21 protein-coding genes are annotated in these 22,195 nt (G+C 28.7%); 9 read left to right on the plus strand and 12 right to left on the minus strand.

Annotated elements, in window-relative coordinates; all coding sequences use genetic code 11:
• Positions 1 to 185: 185 nt before the first annotated feature.
• Both ACTNBA_RS18540 and yyaC read left to right on the plus strand, forming a co-directional pair.
• Entirely contained in the window at positions 186 to 1,340 is a 1,155-nt protein-coding gene (locus ACTNBA_RS18540) for an aminotransferase class V-fold PLP-dependent enzyme (protein ID WP_441075736.1), read from the plus strand.
• Between the two features lie 68 nt (positions 1,341 to 1,408).
• The gene (yyaC, locus tag ACTNBA_RS18545; protein ID WP_441075737.1) at positions 1,409 to 2,017 is read left to right on the plus strand and encodes a spore protease YyaC; all 609 of its coding nucleotides are present in this window, start codon (positions 1,409 to 1,411) and stop codon (positions 2,015 to 2,017) included.
• Between the two features lie 314 nt (positions 2,018 to 2,331).
• Here the strand turns inward: yyaC and ACTNBA_RS18550 are convergent, their stop codons facing one another.
• The 12 genes from ACTNBA_RS18550 to rpmH all read right to left on the minus strand — a co-directional run bounded on the left by ACTNBA_RS18550 (position 2,332) and on the right by rpmH (position 12,110).
• Entirely contained in the window at positions 2,332 to 2,838 is a 507-nt protein-coding gene (locus ACTNBA_RS18550; RefSeq protein ID WP_346886884.1) for a DUF4446 family protein, read from the minus strand.
• 38 nt (positions 2,839 to 2,876) lie between these two features.
• A complete protein-coding gene (locus ACTNBA_RS18555) occupies positions 2,877 to 3,740 on the minus strand; it encodes a ParB/RepB/Spo0J family partition protein (RefSeq protein WP_441075738.1) in 864 nt (287 codons plus the stop codon).
• Between the two features lies 1 nt (position 3,741).
• Positions 3,742 to 4,512 carry a ParA family protein gene (locus ACTNBA_RS18560; RefSeq protein WP_441075739.1) on the minus strand — a complete coding sequence of 257 codons (771 nt, stop codon included), beginning with the start codon at positions 4,510 to 4,512 and terminating at the stop codon, positions 3,742 to 3,744.
• Between the two features lie 395 nt (positions 4,513 to 4,907).
• Positions 4,908 to 5,687, minus strand: a complete 780-nt coding sequence (locus ACTNBA_RS18565; RefSeq protein ID WP_035135525.1) for a ParB/RepB/Spo0J family partition protein — start codon at positions 5,685 to 5,687, stop codon at positions 4,908 to 4,910.
• A gap of 104 nt (positions 5,688 to 5,791) precedes the next feature.
• Complete coding sequence (rsmG, locus tag ACTNBA_RS18570) at positions 5,792 to 6,511, minus strand: 16S rRNA (guanine(527)-N(7))-methyltransferase RsmG (RefSeq protein ID WP_441075740.1); 720 nt, start codon at positions 6,509 to 6,511, stop codon at positions 5,792 to 5,794.
• Positions 6,512 to 6,659: 148 nt separating this feature from the next.
• Positions 6,660 to 8,549, minus strand: a complete 1,890-nt coding sequence (mnmG, locus tag ACTNBA_RS18575; RefSeq protein WP_346885093.1) for a tRNA uridine-5-carboxymethylaminomethyl(34) synthesis enzyme MnmG — start codon at positions 8,547 to 8,549, stop codon at positions 6,660 to 6,662.
• A 10-nt stretch (positions 8,550 to 8,559) separates the two neighbouring features.
• Complete coding sequence (mnmE, locus tag ACTNBA_RS18580; protein WP_441075741.1) at positions 8,560 to 9,936, minus strand: tRNA uridine-5-carboxymethylaminomethyl(34) synthesis GTPase MnmE; 1,377 nt, start codon at positions 9,934 to 9,936, stop codon at positions 8,560 to 8,562.
• A 99-nt stretch (positions 9,937 to 10,035) separates the two neighbouring features.
• Positions 10,036 to 10,662 carry an RNA-binding cell elongation regulator Jag/EloR gene (jag, locus tag ACTNBA_RS18585; protein ID WP_441075742.1) on the minus strand — a complete coding sequence of 209 codons (627 nt, stop codon included), beginning with the start codon at positions 10,660 to 10,662 and terminating at the stop codon, positions 10,036 to 10,038.
• A gap of 38 nt (positions 10,663 to 10,700) precedes the next feature.
• Positions 10,701 to 11,360: a membrane protein insertase YidC gene (yidC, locus tag ACTNBA_RS18590; protein WP_150844916.1), complete on the minus strand. Its 660-nt coding sequence runs from the start codon at positions 11,358 to 11,360 to the stop codon at positions 10,701 to 10,703.
• A 21-nt stretch (positions 11,361 to 11,381) separates the two neighbouring features.
• Positions 11,382 to 11,594, minus strand: coding sequence for a membrane protein insertion efficiency factor YidD (gene yidD, locus ACTNBA_RS18595; protein WP_414632258.1), 213 nt, complete (start codon positions 11,592 to 11,594; stop codon positions 11,382 to 11,384).
• Positions 11,563 to 11,922, minus strand: a complete 360-nt coding sequence (gene rnpA, locus ACTNBA_RS18600; RefSeq protein ID WP_441075743.1) for a ribonuclease P protein component — start codon at positions 11,920 to 11,922, stop codon at positions 11,563 to 11,565. Before rnpA ends, yidD begins: the two co-directional genes overlap by 32 nt.
• 53 nt (positions 11,923 to 11,975) lie before the next feature.
• On the minus strand, positions 11,976 to 12,110 hold the full coding sequence (gene rpmH, locus ACTNBA_RS18605; protein ID WP_035135513.1) for a 50S ribosomal protein L34: 135 nt from the start codon (positions 12,108 to 12,110) through the stop codon (positions 11,976 to 11,978).
• Positions 12,111 to 12,687: 577 nt separating this feature from the next.
• Here rpmH and dnaA point away from each other — a divergent pair.
• The 7 genes from dnaA to gyrA all read left to right on the plus strand — a co-directional run bounded on the left by dnaA (position 12,688) and on the right by gyrA (position 21,666).
• Positions 12,688 to 14,040 carry a chromosomal replication initiator protein DnaA gene (dnaA, locus tag ACTNBA_RS18610; protein WP_035135511.1) on the plus strand — a complete coding sequence of 451 codons (1,353 nt, stop codon included), beginning with the start codon at positions 12,688 to 12,690 and terminating at the stop codon, positions 14,038 to 14,040.
• 262 nt (positions 14,041 to 14,302) lie between these two features.
• The gene (dnaN, locus tag ACTNBA_RS18615; RefSeq protein WP_035135509.1) at positions 14,303 to 15,409 is read left to right on the plus strand and encodes a DNA polymerase III subunit beta; all 1,107 of its coding nucleotides are present in this window, start codon (positions 14,303 to 14,305) and stop codon (positions 15,407 to 15,409) included.
• Between the two features lie 14 nt (positions 15,410 to 15,423).
• On the plus strand, positions 15,424 to 15,630 hold the full coding sequence (yaaA, locus tag ACTNBA_RS18620) for a S4 domain-containing protein YaaA (RefSeq protein WP_035135508.1): 207 nt from the start codon (positions 15,424 to 15,426) through the stop codon (positions 15,628 to 15,630).
• A gap of 137 nt (positions 15,631 to 15,767) precedes the next feature.
• Positions 15,768 to 16,862, plus strand: coding sequence for a DNA replication/repair protein RecF (gene recF, locus ACTNBA_RS18625; protein WP_441075744.1), 1,095 nt, complete (start codon positions 15,768 to 15,770; stop codon positions 16,860 to 16,862).
• 20 nt (positions 16,863 to 16,882) lie between these two features.
• Positions 16,883 to 17,146 (plus strand): extracellular matrix regulator RemB, encoded by a 264-nt coding sequence (gene remB / locus ACTNBA_RS18630; RefSeq protein ID WP_035135503.1) that lies wholly within the window; start codon positions 16,883 to 16,885, stop codon positions 17,144 to 17,146.
• Positions 17,147 to 17,166: 20 nt separating this feature from the next.
• Entirely contained in the window at positions 17,167 to 19,074 is a 1,908-nt protein-coding gene (gene gyrB / locus ACTNBA_RS18635) for a DNA topoisomerase (ATP-hydrolyzing) subunit B (RefSeq protein WP_441075745.1), read from the plus strand.
• A 30-nt stretch (positions 19,075 to 19,104) separates the two neighbouring features.
• Positions 19,105 to 21,666, plus strand: a complete 2,562-nt coding sequence (gene gyrA, locus ACTNBA_RS18640) for a DNA gyrase subunit A (RefSeq protein WP_441075746.1) — start codon at positions 19,105 to 19,107, stop codon at positions 21,664 to 21,666.
• Positions 21,667 to 22,195: the final 529 nt, after the last annotated feature.

A 22,195-nucleotide genomic window follows, 5' to 3' on the forward strand; every position in this document is an offset into this window, starting at 1 on the left:
ATATGATATTGTATATATTTACTATAGTGTTGTATTATTGTGTTATAACAACTTACTATAATACAATCTTTATTAACATACTAATTATATCAAATCTATAGAATATATCATATCTAAATTTATAATATATAAATTTTACTTATTATATATCTAAATATGATAAATTCAACCTAGGAGGTAATACTATGCAAATTTATGCAGATAATGCAGCTACATCTTTTCCTAAACCAGATTGTGTTTATAATGATATACTTAATTATATGAGAAATATAGGCGGTAATCCTGGAAGAGGCGCGTCTACTTCATCTCTAAAAGGAAATAAAGTTATCTTCCAATGTAGAAATGCTTTATGTGATTTTTTTAATTTTCCTGATACTAAAAATGTAATATTTACATCTAATATTACCACGTCCTTAAACATTTTAATTAAAGGTATAGTTAAACCTGGATGGCATGTTATAACATCTTCCATGGATCATAACAGTACCCTTAGAACATTAAATGAATTAAAATCTAAAGGAATAATTGAATTAGATATAATTCAATGCAATAAATTAGGTGAAATTGATATTGATGATTTTCAAAGTAAAATCAAGCATAATACTAAACTTGTGACCCTTTCTCATGGTTCTAATATAGTTGGTACTATTCAACCTCTAGAAAAAATCGGACAAATTTGCAAGGGAAGTAATATATTTTTCATTATAGATACTGCTCAAACAGCTGGCGTACTTGATTTAAATTTTCAAAAACTAAACTGCAATGCTTTAGCCTTTACTGGACATAAAAGTTTATTAGGTCCTCAAGGTATAGGTGGTTTTATCATAGATGATGAAATGAATGATATTTGTTCTTCATTAATTGTTGGTGGTACAGGAAGTGCTTCCTCAGACATAATTCAACCCAACTTCTTACCTGATAAATTTGAAAGTGGTACTATTAATGCACCTGGTATTGCAGGTCTTTTATCCGGAATAACCTTTATCCAAAATGAAGGATTATCTACAATTAAAGATCATGAAGATTATCTAACACAGAAATTCATTGATGGAATATTAAATATTTCTACAATGAAAGTTTATGGACATCTAAATACAGAAAATAGAACTTCAACTATATCTGTAAACTCTACTAAAATTGATAACAGTGAACTTGGATTTATTCTTGACTCTGAATATAATATTATAACTAGAACCGGTCTCCATTGTGCTCCATTAGCTCATAAAACTATTGGAACATATCCTAACGGAACTTTACGTTTTAGTTTTGGATATTTTAATGATGATAAAGATATAGATTATATTTTGTGTAGTATAAATTCTTCTATTAAAAAATTGTAATGAATTAATAATAGATGTATTAAATTTATCTACATGGTAATACTTTCTAATATAGGAGGGTGTTACTCATGGTGGAAAAAGTTATTTTCGATGCTTTATCTGATAATTCTATATATGACATAAGAGAAATTCTTTCAGAAGAACTAACCAAAGTAATTAAAGATAATAGAGATATTGTTATTTTATGCATAGGTACAGACAGATCTACAGGTGATAGTTTAGGTCCACTTGTAGGTTATAAACTCAAATTTCTAGTTAGAGATAAGGTTTTTATCTATGGAAATCTAGAAAACCCTGTGCATGCAAAAAATATTTCTGAAACCAATGATTTAATACTTAAGAATCATAGTAATCCATATATAATAGCTATAGATGCTTCTCTTGGAGGCCTTCAAAATGTAGGTAAAGTTATAATTGAATCTAAACCTCTTTATCCTGGAGCTGCTCTAAATAAAAATTTACCTTCTGTTGGTGATTTAAGTATTGTTGGAATTGTTAATATATCTGGCTCTTTAGAATTTATGGTGCTCCAAAATACTCGATTATATATTGTAATGAAATTAGCTGAAGTAATCTCCTCAGGAATATACCATTCTATAATAAAAACTATAGGTGGACGTAAATCTTCCTCCAAGATTAACAATAAATATATTCCTAAGGTTTTAGATGCAGACTAGAACTTAAAAGAAGAGATAATAAATGTTTCACGTGAAACATTTATTATCTCTTTTTACTTGTTTAATATGTAAATAATTCATTTTATGCTAAACTTAATTATCCACTTCGATTTAATTAACTGTTCTACCTAAAATAAATTGTTCATTTGCATTACTTTATATCAAGTTAAAATACATAAGTTATAATCTTGTTACTATATTTTTATATCCAATTACCACACTATCCAATACTTATACTTATATAGATAAATACTAAATATAAATCTAATAAAATAGATGAGCTATACTACTATAACTCATCTATTTTGTTAAATCTATTCCTTGTTAGTATTGACAGCTTGATGCAGAACATTATTTTCTTCTTGTGATAAATCATATCTAGATATCCCATCATCAATAGGTTTTGCATATGTAATACTCTCATTTCTTGAATAAATACTAGTTATTATTACACCATTATTTCTTCCATCTAACAGAGCAATGGAGTAGCTTAAATCACTTCCAATATCCTCAAAAGCTTTATATCTTTGCATTGCAACCTTTTGAACACAAGATGAAACTTTGTTAGATGTTTTATTACACATATCCTTAACTTCATTTGTTATTCCTTCCATATTGTCAATTTTATCTAATGAGCTTACTAATAATTCTTCTAAATTTTTATTGTTAGTCCCCTTCATAATTTTTCTATATTTATCTTTCATCTTACTTGTTGAGACTAGTGATATTATCAAAATAATGATTAATATGAATACTAATATTATTAATCCTATAGTTATAAATACATTATATTCATTGAGAAATTCTATAATTTGTTCCAAAAGCATTCATCCTCTCTAAAAATGTTTCACGTGAAACATTATATATCTAAAATTTCTATTATTCTTTGTAAATCTTCTGGAGAATAATATTCTATTTCTATTTTTCCTTTATTTTTAGAATTATTACTTATACATACTTTTGTATTAAAGTGATTTTCTAATTTTGTTCTTATGTCTTTGTAATATATATCATTTTCTGATTTATTATTTATTTTTTTATACTTGTTATTATCATCTTTATAATAATTTCTAACCAGTAATTCAGTTTGTCTAACATTTAGGTTTTCATCAATAACTTTCTGAGCAACTACATATTGATCTTCTTTATTTTCTAATGCTAATATTGCTCTCCCATGTCCTTCTGATAAAACACCTTCAATTAAATACCCCTGTATTCTTTCATCAAGGTTTAGTAATCTTAATGAATTAGCAATAGCACTTCTAGATTTTGAAACCTGTTTACTTATTTCTTCTTGAGTCAAATTAAAATCATTTAATAATTTATTATATGCTGTAGCTTCCTCTATAGGATTTAAATCTTCTCTAATTATATTTTCTATTAAAGAAATTTGTACAACCTCTACATCAGACAATTCCTTAATAATTATTGGTACTTCTTTTAAATTTAATAATTTTGCTGCTCTCCATCTACGTTCACCTGCAATTATTACATAAAACTGATTTTCTTTTCTTACAACAATAGGTTGTATTATACCATGTTCCTTAATAGAATTCGCTAATTCTATTAACTTTTCATTATCAAAATGCTTTCGCGGCTGATCCTTATTAGGCTTAATTAAATTTACATCTATACTTATAACCTGTTCATTATTACTGTCCTGAAAGTCATTTTCAGGAATTAATGAAGATAATCCTTTTCCTAAAACTCCTGTTTTCTTCATGCTATTTTCCTCCTTGTCTACTAATAAACTCCTCCGTTAAAGCTTCAAATGCTTCTGATCCCTTACATTTATCATCATATAGCATGATAGGAAGTCCAAAACTAGGTGACTCTGCTAATTTAACATTTCTTGGTATGAAAGTATCATATACCTTATCATTAAAGTACTTTTTAATTTCTTCAACTACTTCATTACATAATCTAGTTCTACTATCATACATACTCATGATTACACCTTCAATTTCAAGACTAGTATTTAAATATCTCTTAATTAATTGTATAGTACTCATCAATTGTCCTACACCTTCTAGAGCATAAAACTCACATTGGATTGGTATCAAAACTGAGTCAGATGCTGTTAACGCATTAATAGTTAATACACCTAACGATGGTGGACAATCTATAAATATATAGTCATAGTCATCTTTTATTTCATCAATTTTATTTTTTAAAACTTTTTCTCTTTGATCCTGACTTATAACTTCAACTTCAGCTGCTGCTAGAGTCATAGTTGAAGGTGCAATATAGAAATTATCTACTATTTCACTTTTTTTGATAATTTCTTTTAATGAAACATTACTTGTTAAAACGTCATACATAGAACAATGTATTTTTCTTTTATCTAATCCTATACCACTTGTTGTATTTCCTTGAGGATCTATGTCTATAGACAGAACTTTATATCCATTCATTGCCAAATACGAACATAAATTTATATTAGTAGTTGTTTTTCCAACTCCCCCTTTTTGATTGAAAATACATATTACCTTCATATTCTCCCCCCTTATCTATAGTAGATTTTGTTTTAAATTACTATATATTAGAAACTTTATATTACTAATAATTTTAATCATTATAAATTAATTTACCTATGTATTTATATTATATATTGATACAGATTTTATTTAAAGTAATTATTACATAAATTAATAAGTATTTATTTTTTTATCAACATATTTAGATTAATTTACTATTTTAGATACTATTGATAATGATATTGTATAAATTTATTGTACATTTTTCATATAAGTACTTCAATTCATAAGTTTGTTGAAATTTCATTTATTCAAACTAACTTTAATTATATAAAATTAATTGTTCAATAAAAGACTACAAAATGTTTCACGTGAAACATTTTGTAGTCTTTTATAAAAGTATTATAAAAATATTATTTCTTTTTTATTGTTATAGTAACTTGTATACTATCATCTAATTCCTTGGATCTATATTTAGCTTCCACCCCATATTTATCAAAAACTTGCTTTACAGTGTTAATATATATAGCTGGACTAAATGATCCTTTTATTCTCTTTTTACCATCTGATGCAACTTCAGTATGAGCTAATTTAAGTAATTCCCTATCTATAAGTTCTTCTGTTTTTTTAACATTTAGCCCATTTTTTATTACAATTTCTAATACTTCATTACGTAACTCATCAGTTGGTATTTTTAATAATGCTCTAGCATGTCTCTCTGTCAATTTATTGTCGATTATTGTACTAATTATTTTTTCATCTAACTTTAAAATTCTAAGCTTATTTGCTATTGTAGATTGCTTCTTACCTATAACCTCAGATAATTGCTCCTGAGTGTAAGAATGTACTTTAATTAAATTATGATATGCTAACGCTTCTTCATAGAAATTTAAATCTTCTCTTTGCAAATTTTCTAATAATGCAATTGCAGCAGAATCCTTATCATTAATATTAGCTATTATAGCTGGGACTTTTGATAATCCAGCTTCTTTAGCTGCTCTTAATCTTCTTTCTCCTGCGATTAGCTCATAATTATTCTCATCTATTTTCCTAACTGATAAAGGTTGAATTATCCCATAAACCTTTATTGATTGTGCAAGCTCTTGTATTGACTCTTCATCAAATACTTTTCTTGGCTGATAAAGGTTAGGACTTATTGAATCAACCGCTATATAATTAATAGTATTTTCCATTTTATACCATCCTTTTATGAAATTCCTTATCTTTAATTAAAATTCTATATTAATCTCAAAATTCCTCTTTATATTTAACAATTAATATAAATATTTCTAGAAATTTATTTTATAGGATTTTTATTTGCTGTTCCAGCTTTTCTTGGATACTTTTTAGGTGTATCTTTAATCTTTTTTATAACTAACAAATTATGTTTAAGATCACTACCTGCAATATTAACTTCTATTATTTCTTCAATATGCCCACCTAATACTTTAAGTGCTACTTTAGAATCTTTTATTTCATCTTCTATAGCTGGTCCTTTTAATGCTACAAAATATCCACCAACCTTTACGAAAGGTAAACACAACTCTAATAAAACCGTTAAATTTGCAACAGCTCTGGATACAGCTAAATCGAATTCTTCTCTGTATTCTGCCTTTTGTGCAAAGTCCTCTGCTCTACCATGAATTGTTTTAATATCTTTTAACTCTAATTTATCAATAACTTCATTTAAAAAATTTATTCTTTTATTTAAAGAATCTAAAAGCACCATAGAAGACTCGGGCTTTACTATTTTCATAGGAATCCCTGGAAACCCTCCTCCTGTTCCTATATCTATAATTTTCGTAGCTTCTTTTACATATGGATATTCAAATACTTTAATAGAATCAATGAAGTGCTTTTTTATAATTTCCTCATCTTCTGTTATTGCTGTTAAATTAATTTTTTCATTCCACTCTTTAATTAATGCCTTATATTGAATAAAGTTATTATACATTGTTTCATCAAAGATTAATCCTTCATTCTCACAAGCTTCTTTCAACATATCAAAATACTCCATTTTAATCCTCCGTATAATTAAGTTTTATATGTTTTAATAAAATTTTATGTATATATTTCTATTTTAAACTAATACCTACTAATTATAAACCTAAATAATTAGTAGGTATTAATAAATACTTATTTTTTTAATTCTTAAATATTATATATTAATTGTTTATTTTTAAGCTTCTTCTTCTTTGCTCAAGAAATATTAATAGAACATTTATATCTGCTGGAGATACTCCAGAAATTCTAGATGCTTGACCTATATTTACAGGTTTTATTGAATCTAATTTTTGAATAGCCTCTGTCCTTAATCCTTTAACTTCATTATAGTCTAAATCTTCTGGTATAAATTTATTTTCATATTTAGTAAATTGACTAATTTGTTCTAACTGCTTTGTTATATAGCCTTCATACTTAGATACTATATTAACTTGCTCCGTAACTTGTCTACTAAGTTCTTTTCTTTCCGGATCTAGACCCTTAATATTGTAATAATCTAATTCTGAACGTTTAATTAATTCATATAATGAAGTGGGTTTTTTTAGTTCTGCAGAACCCATTTTAAATAAAAATTCATTTACTTCTTTTTTACCTGTTATTTGAAGATTTTTCAATCTTTCTATTTCTGCATCTATATCCTCTTTTTTCTTAATGAACGCCTTATATCTTTCATCTTTAACTAATCCAATTTGATAACCAATTTCCGTTAACCTTAAATCAGCATTATCTTGTCTTAGTAAAAGTCTATATTCAGACCTTGAAGTCATCATTCTATAAGGTTCATTGGTTCCTTTTGTAACTAAATCATCTACTAAAACTCCTATATAAGCATCAGATCTTTTTAAAATTAAAGGCTCCTTTCCTTTAATTTTAAGAGATGCATTTATTCCTGCAAGAATTCCTTGTCCTGCTGCTTCTTCATAACCAGAACTTCCATTTACCTGTCCTGCTGAAAATAATCCATCTATATGCTTAAACTCTAATGATAATTTTAATTGTGTAGGATCTATGCAATCATATTCTATTGCATATCCAGTTCTCATTACCTCTACATTTTCAAGTCCTTCTATTGTTCTTAAAAACTCTAATTGTACATCCTCTGGAAGAGAACTACTCATCCCTTGAACATACATTTCTTCAGTACTTTCTCCTTCTGGTTCTATAAACAATTGATGTCTTTCTTTATCTCTAAATCTCATTACCTTATCTTCAATGGATGGACAATATCTTGGTCCTGTACTTTTTATTGATCCATTATAAAGTGGTGATCTATCTATATTTTTTAATATTACATCATGGGTTTTACTATTGGTATAAGTTAAATAACAAGATACCTGTGATCTTTGTATATCTCCACTCATAAACGAAAATGGAACTACATCTTTATCACCTTTTTGTTCTTCCATTTTGGAAAAATCTACTGATCTAGCATTAATTCTTGCTGGTGTTCCTGTCTTAAACCTTCTTAATGTAATCCCTAAATCTATTAATGATTTAGATAATTCATTAGCCGGAAATAATCCACTAGGTCCTTCATTTACCACTACTTCACCTATTATTACCTGCGATTTTAAATAAGTACCACTTGTTAAGATAACTGATTTACAATTAAAGTAAGCTCCATACTTAGTAAGAATACCTTTAACCACGTTGTTTGGTGCATCAATACTTACAACCTCAAGTTGTTTTAAATCTAAATTAGGCTCTGTCTCTATCACATGTTTCATTCTTTCAGAGTATCTTTTTTTATCTGCTTGAGCTCTAAGTGAATGAACTGCGGGACCTTTAGATATGTTAAGCATTCTAGACTGAATGTAAGTATCATCTATATTTCTTCCCATTTCTCCACCTAATGCATCAACTTCTCTAACTAAATGACCCTTTGCGGTACCCCCAATATTAGGGTTACACGGCATAAGCGCTAAACTATCAAGATTAAGTGTACACATTAAAGTTTTTAATCCCATTCTAGCCGTAGCTAAAGCAGCCTCACAACCAGCATGACCAGCTCCTACTACAACTACATCATAATCTCCTGCTAAGTATTTCATTATTTCACCTCTATTTACCTAGACAAAAATCTTTAAATATTTTGTCTATAATATTTTCTTCTAATGAATCTCCTGTAATCTCACCTAAAAATGTCCAAGCATTTCTAATATCAATAGACGCAAGGTCAATAGCAAAAGTATAATTTAAAGTATTTATAGCACTCTCAATACATTCATAAGCTCTTAAAAGAGCTTCTTTATGCCTCGTATTAGTTATTATAACATTGTTAGTACTAATTTCTCCTTTGAAGAACATATCTTTAATAGCTGCCCTAACCTCATCTATACCTTCACCTGTTTTAGCTGAAATATTATATATATTGGTACAATTAATATTTTCTAAATCTTTTTGAGTAATTTTACTATTTAAATCACTCTTGTTTAATAATATCATATATTTTTTATTACTTATATGATTAATAATTTCCTTATCTTCCTCAGTTAACTCATTACTAGAATCTAATATAAGAATAATTAAATCCGCATCATTAATTTTAGCTCTTGATCTCTCTACACCAATTTTCTCTACTACATCATCTGTTTCTCTTATTCCTGCAGTATCAATAATCTTTATAGGAATTCCAGAAATATTTATATATTCCTCTATAACATCTCTTGTAGTACCAGGTATATCTGTAACTATAGCTCTATTTTCTTTAGTTAATGCATTTAAAAGCGATGATTTTCCTACATTAGGCTTACCTACAATTACGGTACTTAATCCTTCTCTTAATATTTTTCCTTCTTCAGCAGTTTCTATAAACCCTTTTATTTCTTTTTTTATTATATCTAAATCCCTTATAGCCATTTCAGATGTTACTTCTTCTAAATCATCTTCTGGATAATCTACAGTAGCCTCTATATGTGCAATTGTTGATAATAATTTTTCTCTTAATCCTCGGATTTCCTTGGAAATTAATCCTTCACTTTGCATTAATGCTGACTTCATACTTAAATCAGTTTTAGCATTAATTATATCAATCACAGCTTCAGCCTGCGATAAATCTATTCTCCCATTTAAAAAAGCTCTTTTAGTAAATTCTCCTGGTTCAGCAAGCCTAACCCCCTGCTTTATAATCTGTTCTAAAACCTTATTTGTAGCAACTACCCCACCATGACAATTTATTTCTATAGTATCCTCTGCTGTAAAACTTCTAGGTCCCTTCATAAAAGAAACTATAACCTCATCAATGTGATTATTATTTTCATCTATTATATACCCATATTTCATGGTATAACTTTTCATATCTTTAATTGATTGACCATTTTTAGCTTGAAATATTTTCTCAACAACATCTTTAGCCTTGTCTCCAGAAATTCTTACAATGGCAATGCCACCTTCTCCTATACTTGTTGATATAGCACCTATTGTATCAAAATCCTTCATGTTAGTCCCTCCTTTTTTATATTACAACATAACTTAATATAAATTGTACCCACAAATCACTATTGTATCACACTATTTGAAAATATAAAAAGAAAGCCGCTAGGCTTTCTTTAATTCAATAACCACTCTTCTATAAGGCTCATCACCCTCACTATGGGTAGTTACATATGCATTGTTTTGCAAAGTTGAATGAATAACTCTTCTTTCATATGGGTTCATAGGTTCTAATTTTAAAGTCTTTCCATTAATTCTTACCTTATCTCCCATTTTAAGTGCCAATTTTTTAAGTGTTTCCTGTCTGTTTTGTCTGTAATTAACAGTATCAAGAATTACTCTCTTGTATGTTTCATCATGATTCTTATTAACCACTAAGCTCAGTAAGTATTGAAGAGAGTCTAAAGTTTCTCCTCTATACCCTATTAATACTCCCATGTTAGGCCCTACTAAATTAATATTTATTTCATTATTTTCTTCTTTTATATGAATCTCAGCTTTTACATTCATAGCATTAAGAATCTCTCTTAAGAACTTTTTAGCATCACCTATATAATCTCTCTTTAGTGTCACCTTAACTTTTGCTGGCTTAACCCCTATTATATTTAAAAATCCTTTACTACCTTCTTCTAATACTTCTATAGTAACTTTTTCTTCTGTAACATTTAATTCTCTTAAGGCATTCTGTATAGCTTCTTCAGCAGTCCTACCAATTATTTCAATACTTTTCATGCTTTAGATACCGCCCTTCCAATAATAAAATGATTTTATTATGCCGATTTAGTACTAGGCTTTTTATAAATTTTATTTAATATTAAAGATTGTGCCATTTGGATTAAGTTTCCTACTGTCCAGTAAAGTACTAATGCTCCTGGAAATTGTAATGACATAAATCCAAAGAAAATTGACATACCAATATTCATCATATTAGTTTGTTTAGCTGCATCTCCAGTAGCAGGTTGCATAGCCTTACTAGAAAAATATGTTGTTAAACCTGAAACTATTGGTAATATCATTGTTGGATCTTTTTGTGCTAAATCTGGCATCCATAAAAATCCAGCTCCTTGATAATCTATTGATTTAAATACATAAAACAATGCTATCATAATTGGAAACTGAATAAGCATTGGTAAACATCCACCAAACATGGACACATTATTTTCTTTATATACTTTCATTATTTCAGTCTGCTGTCTTTGAGGATCGTTTTTATACTTTTCTTGAACCTTTTTAATTTCAGGCTGAATTGCACTCATTTTAGCCGTAGATTTAGTTTGCTTTAGCGATAATGGTAATAAACATATTCTTGCAAGCAATGTAAATATTATTATTGCAATACCGAATGATATGTTTGGATTTGTTGTAATTAACTGGACAAAATTATGAACCGATTTAAATACTTCTACAAATATACCAGATAAGTAATTCAAATTAACCCCTCCTAATACTTTCTATTTAACAGGGTCATATCCTCCCTTATGGTAAGGATGACACCGTAAAATTCTCTTAATAGCCATAAAACCTCCTTTGATTGCGCCATATTTTTCGATAGCTTGAATTGCATATATGGAACAGCTTGGTTCAAATATGCAACATGGCGCTTTCATAGGAGATATATATTTTCTATAACATTTAATTACTAATAGTAATATTTTTTTCAACATTATTAAGCCCTGATTTCTTAAATAAATATTTAACCGAGTTTTCAATTTCTTTATAACTCTTATCCTTTGAAGCACTCCTTGCAACAAAGACTAGATCATACCCCTGCTTTAATCCTTGTTTATTTAATCTAACACTTTCACTTATAAGCCTCTTTACTCTGCTACGAACTACACTCTTTCCTACTTTTTTACTTACAGATATTCCTACCCTATTAATTCGTTTATTGTTTTTGAATACGTATAACACTAATAAAGATGTAGATAGAGATTTCCCTCTTCTATATACTAATCTAAACTCAGGGTTTTTTCTTAGCCTTTCTTCTTTCATAGTTCTATGTTGCTCTCTTTCTTAATTACAGAAAAAGGCCACATTAGCGGCCCTTATGCTGTCAATTTTTTTCTTCCTTTTTGTCTTCTTCTCTTAAGAACAGTTCTTCCAGAAGCAGTACTCATTCTTTTTCTGAATCCATGCTCTTTCTTTCTGTGTCTTTTTTTAGGTTGGTAAGTCATGAACATGTGCTTGCACCCCCTTCATCTTATATGTCATTTATAGCAATTAAATTATCACTACTTTATAAGTTTCACTATTAGATTATAAATGTAAGTAACTCTTATGTCAAGATAACTATTTAGAACATTTTCTAACATTATTAATATGTCATTTTTTTGTGTTTTTAAACACCCTTGTTAATAAAAATTCCACAAAACTATTTTTTTTGTGGATAACTTATTGAATAGCATGCAATCTTTTGATATCATTATGTATGGATGTTGATAAGTTATTTTTCGAACAAGTTATACACAATCTGTTGATTATTCTGTGAATAACTCTTATTTTTTCTCTTTTTTTTGTGTTTTTACATGAAATTTTAATGTTTTTCACCACTTTTGCCTGTGTATAACTTATAATTATATATTGTTAGTAAGTATAATTTACTATTTATTAAAACACAAATTATAAACATGTGAATAAAAATTTTAACAATGGTAAACAACTTTATATGTATCTATTATTCTGTTGATACTCTTGTGGATTTTTATCTCTTTTCTATTATTAACTATAGATATAACTATTTTAAGAGGAGGATATAAAATGAACACCTATGTAAATGAAATTTGGGAAAAAGCCTTAGAAATACTTAAAGCTGAACTCACCGAAGTAAGTTTTAATACTTGGATAAAAAGTATTGACCCACTAAAAATGACTGATTCAACTATAACTCTTGGTGTTCGTAATGACTTCACTAAGGATATCCTAGAGAATAGATATAAAGACCTAATAAAAAATTCTATTCAAGCAGCATGCAATAAATCATATTCAATAAACTTTGTTATAAGCTCTGAGGAAGCTTCTGATTTAGATACATCAACCTCTAAGCATACAAATAATAAACATAATTTAATTGTAAATGATGAAATGTCAGCAATCCTAAATCCTAAATATACCTTTGATTCTTTCGTCATAGGAAATAGTAATAGATTTGCTCATGCAGCTTCTTTAGCTGTAGCAGAGTCTCCAGCTAAGGCTTATAACCCGCTATTTATTTATGGAGGAGTTGGACTTGGAAAAACACACTTAATGCATGCTATTGGGAGTTACATACAGACAGTTAATTCAAAGTCTAAAGTGGTTTATGTTTCATCAGAAAAATTTACAAATGAGCTTATTAATTCTATTAAAGATGATAAAAATGTTGAATTTAGGAATAAATACAGAAATGTAGATGTACTTCTTATTGACGATATTCAATTTATAGCCGGTAAAGAATCTACTCAAGAAGAGTTCTTTCATACCTTTAATGCTCTGCATGATGCTAATAAACAAATAATCCTATCAAGCGATAGACCTCCCAAGGAAATTCCTACATTAGAAGACAGGTTAAGATCTAGATTTGAATGGGGACTTATAGCTGATATACAACCACCTGACTTTGAAACAAGAATTGCTATCCTAAAAAAGAAGGCTGATGTAGAAAATTTAAATATTCCTAATGAAGTTATGGTATATATAGCTACACAAATTAAATCTAACATAAGAGAACTAGAGGGTGCTCTTATAAGAATAGTTGCCTATTCTTCTTTAACAAATAAAGATATAAGTGTAGATTTAGCATCTGAAGCTCTAAAAGATATAATATCAAACAGGAATTCAAGGCAAGTTACTATTGAATTAATTCAAGATATAGTTTCTAGTTACTATAACTTAAAGGTAGATGACTTCAAATCTGCAAGAAGAACTAGAAATGTTGCTTTTCCAAGACAAATTGCTATGTACCTTTCAAGAAAGCTTACAGATACTTCTCTTCCCAAGATAGGTGAAGAATTTGGCGGTAGAGATCATACTACAGTAATTCATGCATATGAAAAAATTTCTCAGAATCTAAAGAAAGATGAAAGCCTTCAATCAGCTATAGCTGAATTAAGTAAAAGAATTAATCAAAAGTAATTAATAACATTTGTTATTAATAATTAAAAGATTTACTGTGGATTACTTTTCAAAAAAAATATATTCTTAATACTGTGGATAACTACTGAATTTCAAAATTAGTTTATCCACAATTTATTTTACACAGAAATTGTTGATATCATTAGCCTAGAAGTACTTATCAACAAATCAACAGCCCCTACTACTACTACTACTAAATATTATTTAATTATCTAAGCTATTTATAGTAATTTTATATGTGTATAAGGAGGAGGATTTTTATATGAAATTCTTAATAGAAAAAAGCTTATTACAAGAAGCAATTTCAGATGTTCAAAAAGCTATTACAGGTAAATCAACATTGCCTATACTTCAAGGTATATATATCTCTGCAAAAGATGGGTTATTAACTTTAATTGGATCTGATATAGAAGTTAGCATAGAAACAAAAATACCAGCCAATATTATAGAAGAAGGCGAAGTGGTTCTTGACTCTAAAATATTTGGCGAAATTATAAGGAAACTACCTAACGATATAGTTGAAATAACTGAAATCAATAGTAATGAGGTAGAACTAAAGTGCCAAAAATCTAATGTTCAATTAGTATACCTAAATCCAAAAGAATATCCAACGTTACCGAGCATAGAAGAAGATGTGGTGCTATCTGTATCTCAAAAAACTTTAAAAAATATGATAAAATCAACCATTTTTGCTATTGCTCAAGATGATACAAGACCTATATTGACAGGGGTATTACTTCAAGTTAAAGAAAATAAACTAAATATGGTTGCACTAGATGGATTTAGAGTAGCCTTAAAGAGTGAATCCATGGATTGTAAATCTAATAAGGAATCAGTTATACCAGGAAAAACACTTAATGAAGTTTCTAAAATTCTTAAAGATACTGATGATGTTGTGCAAATTACATTTACAAAGAATCACATATTATTTAATTTTGGAAATACTAAAGTCATCTCTAGATTATTAGAGGGGGATTTTATTAAATATGAATCTATCATTCCTAAGGAGCATAATTTAAAAGTTACGGTTAACAGAAATGAAATTTTAGGTTGTATAGAGAGAGCTTCACTTATGGCGAAGGATGGAAATACTAATCTTGTAAAATTTGATATTTCTGATGATACCCTAGTTGTAACATCGAATTCTCAATTGGGAAAGGCTAGAGAAGAAGTTCAAATAATATTGCAAGGAGAGGGAATAAAAATTGCATTTAATTCTAAATATTTAATTGATGTGTTTAAAACAATGGAAGAGGAAAATATAACCATGGAATTTACATCTACGGTTTCTCCTTGTGTAATAAGAAATCAAGATAGTGATAACAGTGTTTATTTATTACTTCCAGTAAGAGTTGCTAATAATAATTAGGATGTGAGAAATATATGGTAGAAATAAAAATAGATACAGAATTTATAAAGCTAGACTCATTTTTGAAGTTTACTGGAGCTACTACCTTAGGGTCAGAAGCTAAATTTTATATACAAAATGAAGATGTTAAGGTTAATGGTGAAGTGGAAGTAAGAAGAGGAAGAAAGCTATATATAGGTGATAAAATAGAATTTCAAGAAGAAGAATATATTATTGTATAAAACGTTAGGCTGATAAGTATTTCAGCCTTTTGAGTTTTATAGTTATTATAATTAAGAGATTCAGCTATATTTATATTTTTACAGTAATTTTCACACTTAGAATGTATATTATGATATAATTTTAGGTGGGTGTTTTTATGTATGTTAGATATTTGAATTTAATAAATTTTAGAAATTATAAAAATGTGACCTTAGAATTATGTGATGGAACTAATGTTTTTCAAGGTGATAATGCTCAAGGAAAAACTAATATACTTGAGTCGCTATACTATTCGAGTGTTGGAAAATCACATAGAACTAATAAAGATAAAGAGCTTATATATTGGGACAGTAACGAGGCGTATATTAGTGCTTATGTGGTAAAAGAACGTTTAGATAAAAAAATAAATATAAAACTTTTTAAAGATGGGAAAAAAGCTATAAATATAAACTCAATAAAGATAACTAAGCTACAAGATATGGTAGGTGTTGTTAATGTAGTTATATTTTCACCAGAAGATTTAGATATTGTTAAGAATTCGCCATCATTTAGAAGGCGATTTTTAGATATTGAACTTTGCAAACTGGACAAAAAATACTACCATTATCTATCTTCGTATAAAAAAGTTTTAAATGAAAGAAACATTATATTAAAGAAATTTAGCGCTGACATAGATATGATAGATATATATGATATTAGATTAGCTGAATTTGGGAGTTACATAATAGCTCAAAGAATTAAGTATATAGAAAAATTAAATGAATTCTCTAAAAAAATTCACAACGATATAACTCAGGGAAGTGAGTTTATTAAATTTAATTATATAATGCAGCTTAAGGATATTGATAATCTGCAAGAAGAGTTATATAAACTACTTAAAAGTAATAGAAAAAAAGACCTAGAGAAAAAAATTACATCTGTAGGACCACATAGAGATGATTTTTCTATATTTATAAATGATATAGATGTGAAGATATTTGGATCACAAGGTCAGCAAAGAACCTCTGTTTTGACAATAAAATTTGCATCATTGCGAATAATAAAAGAATTAATAGGAGAATATCCATTATTATTACTTGATGACGTATTGTCTGAATTAGATACAAAAAGGCAAGAATATATATTGAGATCTATAAATGGAATTCAAACCTTAATAACATGTACAGGAATTACAGGAATAAAAAAATATTTAAAAGGTAATAACATGAAAATATTCAATGTTGAAAAAGGAAGCGTACAAGAAATAATGTGATGGAGTTAGGGGGAAATACTATGTTTTTACACTTAGGCGAAAGTATAGTTGTGCCAATTAAAGATATAATAGGTATTTTTGACATAGAATCTACTATGTATAGTCCAGACACTAGCCAGTTCATAAGGTTAGCAGAAGAAGATGGGTTTGTAGAACGTATAACTAGTGATAAACCTAAATCATTTATTATAGCTGAAGTAAACAAGAAGAGTAAGATTTATTTGTCACCTATATCATCATCTACTTTGTGTAAAAGGACTAATATGTCATACTGTGAACTTTAGGTTAAGTTAGGAGGATAGCTATGGTTAATAATGAAAAATATGATGAAAATCAGATACAAGTCCTTGAAGGACTTGAGGCAGTTAGAAAAAGGCCTGGAATGTATATTGGAAGTACTAGTATCAGAGGCCTACACCATTTAGTTTATGAGATTGTTGATAATAGTATAGATGAAGCATTAGCGGGTTTTTGTGAAAGTATACAAGTTATTATTCATAAAGATAACTCAGTTACAGTAATAGATGATGGAAGAGGAATGCCAGTAGGCATACACCCTAAAATGCATATACCTACAATTGAAGTTATAATGACAGTACTTCACGCTGGTGGAAAGTTTGGTGGTGGAGGATATAAGGTATCAGGAGGACTTCATGGGGTTGGAGCTTCTGTTGTTAATGCACTATCAGAGCTTTGTGAAGTTACAGTAAAAAGAGATGGTCATATATGGTATCAAAGTTTTTCAAGAGGTAAGACTGTTACACCTTTTGATAAAATCGGAAATACTGATGATCATGGAACAATAATTCACTTTATGCCGGATGAAGAAATATTTGAAAGTATTGAATTTGAATATGATACATTGTCTCAAAGATTAAGAGAGTTAGCATTTCTTAATAAAGGTATAAATATCAAAATTACAGATGAGAGATATGAGAAAGAAAATAAGTTTCATTATGAAGGTGGGATAAAATCCTTTGTAGAATACCTAAATAGAAATAAAGGAAAAATTCATAATGAACCAGTCTATATAGAAGGAATAAAAAATACAACTTCAGTAGAATTAGCATTTCAGTACAATGACACATATAACGAGAATTTATTTTCCTTTGCAAATAATATAGATACAGTTGAAGGCGGAACTCACTTAGTAGGTTTTAAGACAGCATTAACTAGAGTTCTTAATGATTATGCTAAAAAATTTGGATTTTTAAAAGAAAATGATAAAAATCTAAGTGGAGAAGATGTTAGAGAAGGGTTAACTGCAGTTATATCTGTTAAGCTTACAGATCCTCAGTTTGAAGGTCAAACTAAGACTAAGCTTGGTAATAGTGAAGTAAGAGGAATAGTAGAATCAATAGTAGGAGATGTTGTAGGTTCATTTTTAGAAGAAAATCCTACTGTTGGTAAAAGCATTATAGAGAAGGGTTTAAATGCAGCTAGAGCTAGGGAAGCAGCTAAAAAGGCACGTGAACTTACTAGAAGAAAATCAGTGCTTGAGAGTACAACTTTGCCAGGGAAACTTGCAGATTGTTCTTCTAAAGATCCATCTGAATGTGAAATTTATATAGTTGAGGGAGATTCTGCGGGTGGTTCTGCTAAGCAAGGAAGAGATAGGCGATTCCAAGCCATACTTCCCCTTAGAGGAAAGATAATGAATATAGAAAAGCAAAGACTTGATAAGATATTAGCATCAGATACAATTAGATCTATGATAACTGCATTTGGTGGAGGCGTTGGCAAAGATTTTGATGTATCAAGGATTAGATATGATAGAGTGATAATAATGACAGATGCCGATGTAGATGGTGCTCACATCAGAACACTACTACTTACATTTTTCTATAGATTTATGAGAGACCTTATAGACCTAGGACATGTATATATTGCACAGCCACCTCTTTATAAAGTTAAAAAGGGAAAGATTGAACAATATGCTTATAGTGATGATGAACTTGATAAGTTTTTAATGGAGATAGGTGGAAAAGATAGTAGTACAGATATACAAAGATATAAAGGTCTTGGAGAAATGAATCCAGAACAATTATGGAGCACAACAATGGACCCTTCAGGAAGAATATTATTAAAAGTAAGCGTTGAGGATGCAATGGCTGCAGATGAAATATTTACAATATTGATGGGGGATAAAGTAGATCCACGTAGAGAATTTATAAGAGAAAATGCTAAGAGAGTTAGCAATTTAGATATATAGTATTAGGCTATAGTAAAGGTAGGTGTAAATATGGACACTATAGATAAAATAATACCAGTTGATATAGAAAAAGAAATGAAAAAATCTTATATCGATTATGCTATGAGTGTTATTGTTGGAAGAGCATTACCCGATGTTAGAGATGGATTAAAGCCTGTTCATAGAAGAATTCTATACTCTATGCATGAGTTAGGAATAACTTATGAAAAAGGGTATAGAAAGTGTGCAAGAATAGTCGGAGATGTACTTGGTAAATATCACCCACATGGTGATAGCTCAGTATATGATGCGTTAGTTAGAATGGCACAAAATTTCTCAATAAGATATATGCTTGTTGATGGTCATGGAAATTTTGGTTCTGTTGATGGTGATGGAGCTGCAGCAATGAGATATACAGAAGCTAAGATGAGTAAAATTACAAGTCAAATGCTTCGAGATATTAATAAAGAAACGGTAGATTTTAAGCCCAACTTTGATGGAGAAGAAAAAGAGCCAGAAGTATTACCTGCAAGATTTCCAACATTGCTTGTAAATGGATCTTCAGGTATAGCCGTTGGTATGGCTACTAATATTCCGCCTCATAATCTTACAGAAGTTATAAATGCAGTAATTATGCTTATTGATAATCCAGATGTTACTGTATCAGACTTTATGTCTGAGATTAAAGGACCAGACTTCCCTACTGGAGGAATAATACTTGGAAAGAGTGGAATTAGAAGTGCATATGAAACTGGTAGAGGAAAGGTTCTAGTTAGATCAAAAGCTGAAATAGAAGAGCATAAAGGTAGAAATAGAATAATAGTTACAGAAATACCTTATATGGTAAATAAAGCAAATCTTATAGAATCTATAGCAAATTTAGTTAAGGAAAAGAAAATAGATGGAATATCTGATTTAAGAGACGAATCAGATAGAGATGGAATGAGAATTGTTATAGAATTAAAAAGAGATGCTAATGCAAATGTTGTTTTAAATAGACTTTATAAACATACGAAGATGCAAGACACTTTTGGTATCATTATGCTTGCATTAGTTGATAATGAACCTAAAGTACTTAATTTAAAACAAATTTTAACACATTATTTAAATCACCAAAGAGATGTAATAACAAGAAGAACTATTTTTGATTTAGACAAAGCTAATGCTAGAGCTCATATTCTTGAGGGATTAAGAATTGCACTTGATCATATAGATGCAGTTATATCTTTAATTAGGGCGTCTAAAACAGCTCAAGAAGCTAAAGAGGGATTAATTGAAAAGTTTAATCTTTCAGAAAAGCAAGCACAAGCTATTTTAGATTTAAAATTGCAAAGATTAACAGGTCTGGAAAGAGATAAGATTGAAGATGAGTATAATGAACTAATGAAAACAATAGCTTATCTACAATCAATACTTAATAGTGAAGAAATTCTACTTAACATCATAAAAGATGAATTAATTGAAATAAAGACAAAGTATGGCGATGATAGAAGAACTCTTATAGAAAAAAATCCTTATAGCTTTGAGGATGAAGATTTAATTGATGATGATGATATAGTAATAACATTAACCCATGGAGGATATATCAAGCGTCTACCAGCTGATACCTATAATGCTCAAAAAAGAGGTGGAAGAGGTATTCAAGGGGTTACTACTAAGGAAGATGATTTTGTAGAGCATATTTTAATAACACCAACTTTAAATAATATACTATTCTTTACAAACAAAGGAAAGGTATATAAATTAAAGGGATATGAAATCCCAGAAGGTGGCAGAACTGCTAAGGGAACTAATATTGTTAATATGCTACCACTAGATCCAGATGAAAATATACAAGCAGTTATGTCTATAAGAACCTTTGATAGTGATAATTATCTCTTAATGGGTACTAAATCAGGAATGGTTAAAAAGACATCATTAGATAAGTTTGAAAACATTAGGAAGAATGGACTTAATGCTATTAACTTAAAAGAAGATGACGAAATTGTTGGAGTTAGAATAACTAAAGGTGATGATGAAGTATTATTTGTCACTAAGTATGGATACTCTATAAGGTTTAGTGAAAAAGAAGTTAGAAATATGGGAAGAACTACTACAGGGGTTAAGGCTATAACATTAAGAGAAGATGATATAGCTGTATCAATGATAATAGCAAAACCAGACGAAGAACTTCTTGTAATTAGTGAAAAAGGATTTGGTAAACGAACAGCTATAGAAAACTACACACTTCAAAGAAGAGGTGGAAAAGGAATCAAGACCTATAAGATATCAGAAAAGACAGGTAACGTGGTTAGTGCTAGGGTAGTTAGAGATGTAGATGAAATTATGTTAATTAACAGTAATGGTATAATAATAAGAATTAACGTTAGTGATATATCTACAACTAGTAGAAATGCTATGGGAGTTACTCTTATGAAAACCGGAGAAGATGTAAATATAGTAGCTGTTGCAAAAATTAACTATAATAGTGAAGAAGAAAAGAATGAGGATAAACAAATGTCTATAGATGGAATTGTAGACAATGAAAATAACTTATCAGAAAACTTAGATGAAAGTGATGATTTAGAAGAGAGTAATGAACTTGAAGAAAGTAATGATAAGACTTTAGAGTAAATTGATTAATTTATTATCAAATAGAAAAGGATTTTCTTAAAATGGAATTATCTATTTTAAGAAAGTCCTTTTCTTTTGTTTTGCAATATGTAAATTCATATATATTGTTAATTTAAATATAGGTAAAATATCCTATGTATATTATTATCGATTCAAATAATACAAACACATATCCAAGTGTATCAATACATGAATAGTTAAGGAAAATAATGAATTTTAAAGATAGATAGTTATAAATTTAATTAATGGTATTTAATTATAAATAATTTACTAAATAATCATGATAAGATATGTTTTGTCGCTGAGCGATACAATGACAGTTAAACATCAAATCAAAATTAAAAGTTTTTGAAAAGTTGTTGACAATATAAAGTTTATGTAGTAAACTAAAAAAGTCGTTAATAGTAAGCGATAAATTAAATGGTCTTTGAAAATTAAACAGAGAAAAAGGTAAAACCAGTTAATTCCGATAGAGAAATCTATCAAATAAATGACTTAACAAGTCAGCGAAAAAAGAGCATAGCTCAAA

Origin of the sequence: Clostridium sulfidigenes (assembly GCF_052067195.1) — a bacterium.
Taxonomy (GTDB): Bacteria; Bacillota; Clostridia; order Clostridiales; family Clostridiaceae; genus Clostridium_J; species Clostridium_J sulfidigenes.

Coding starts and splice junctions, on each gene's coding strand:
- ACTNBA_RS18540 (WP_441075736.1), top strand. CDS start 186: ATGCAAATTTATGCAGATAATGCAGCTACATCTTTTCCTAAACCAGAT.
- yyaC (WP_441075737.1), top strand. CDS start 1,409: ATGGTGGAAAAAGTTATTTTCGATGCTTTATCTGATAATTCTATATAT.
- ACTNBA_RS18555 (WP_441075738.1), bottom strand. CDS start 3,740: ATGAAGAAAACAGGAGTTTTAGGAAAAGGATTATCTTCATTAATTCCT.
- ACTNBA_RS18560 (WP_441075739.1), bottom strand. CDS start 4,512: ATGAAGGTAATATGTATTTTCAATCAAAAAGGGGGAGTTGGAAAAACA.
- ACTNBA_RS18565 (WP_035135525.1), bottom strand. CDS start 5,687: ATGGAAAATACTATTAATTATATAGCGGTTGATTCAATAAGTCCTAAC.
- rsmG (WP_441075740.1), bottom strand. CDS start 6,511: ATGGAGTATTTTGATATGTTGAAAGAAGCTTGTGAGAATGAAGGATTA.
- mnmG (WP_346885093.1), bottom strand. CDS start 8,549: ATGAAATACTTAGCAGGAGATTATGATGTAGTTGTAGTAGGAGCTGGT.
- mnmE (WP_441075741.1), bottom strand. CDS start 9,936: ATGAAGGATTTTGATACAATAGGTGCTATATCAACAAGTATAGGAGAA.
- jag (WP_441075742.1), bottom strand. CDS start 10,662: ATGAAAAGTATTGAAATAATTGGTAGGACTGCTGAAGAAGCTATACAG.
- yidD (WP_414632258.1), bottom strand. CDS start 11,594: ATGTTGAAAAAAATATTACTATTAGTAATTAAATGTTATAGAAAATAT.
- rnpA (WP_441075743.1), bottom strand. CDS start 11,922: ATGAAAGAAGAAAGGCTAAGAAAAAACCCTGAGTTTAGATTAGTATAT.
- rpmH (WP_035135513.1), bottom strand. CDS start 12,110: ATGTTCATGACTTACCAACCTAAAAAAAGACACAGAAAGAAAGAGCAT.
- dnaA (WP_035135511.1), top strand. CDS start 12,688: ATGAACACCTATGTAAATGAAATTTGGGAAAAAGCCTTAGAAATACTT.
- dnaN (WP_035135509.1), top strand. CDS start 14,303: ATGAAATTCTTAATAGAAAAAAGCTTATTACAAGAAGCAATTTCAGAT.
- yaaA (WP_035135508.1), top strand. CDS start 15,424: ATGGTAGAAATAAAAATAGATACAGAATTTATAAAGCTAGACTCATTT.
- recF (WP_441075744.1), top strand. CDS start 15,768: ATGTATGTTAGATATTTGAATTTAATAAATTTTAGAAATTATAAAAAT.
- remB (WP_035135503.1), top strand. CDS start 16,883: ATGTTTTTACACTTAGGCGAAAGTATAGTTGTGCCAATTAAAGATATA.
- gyrB (WP_441075745.1), top strand. CDS start 17,167: ATGGTTAATAATGAAAAATATGATGAAAATCAGATACAAGTCCTTGAA.
- gyrA (WP_441075746.1), top strand. CDS start 19,105: ATGGACACTATAGATAAAATAATACCAGTTGATATAGAAAAAGAAATG.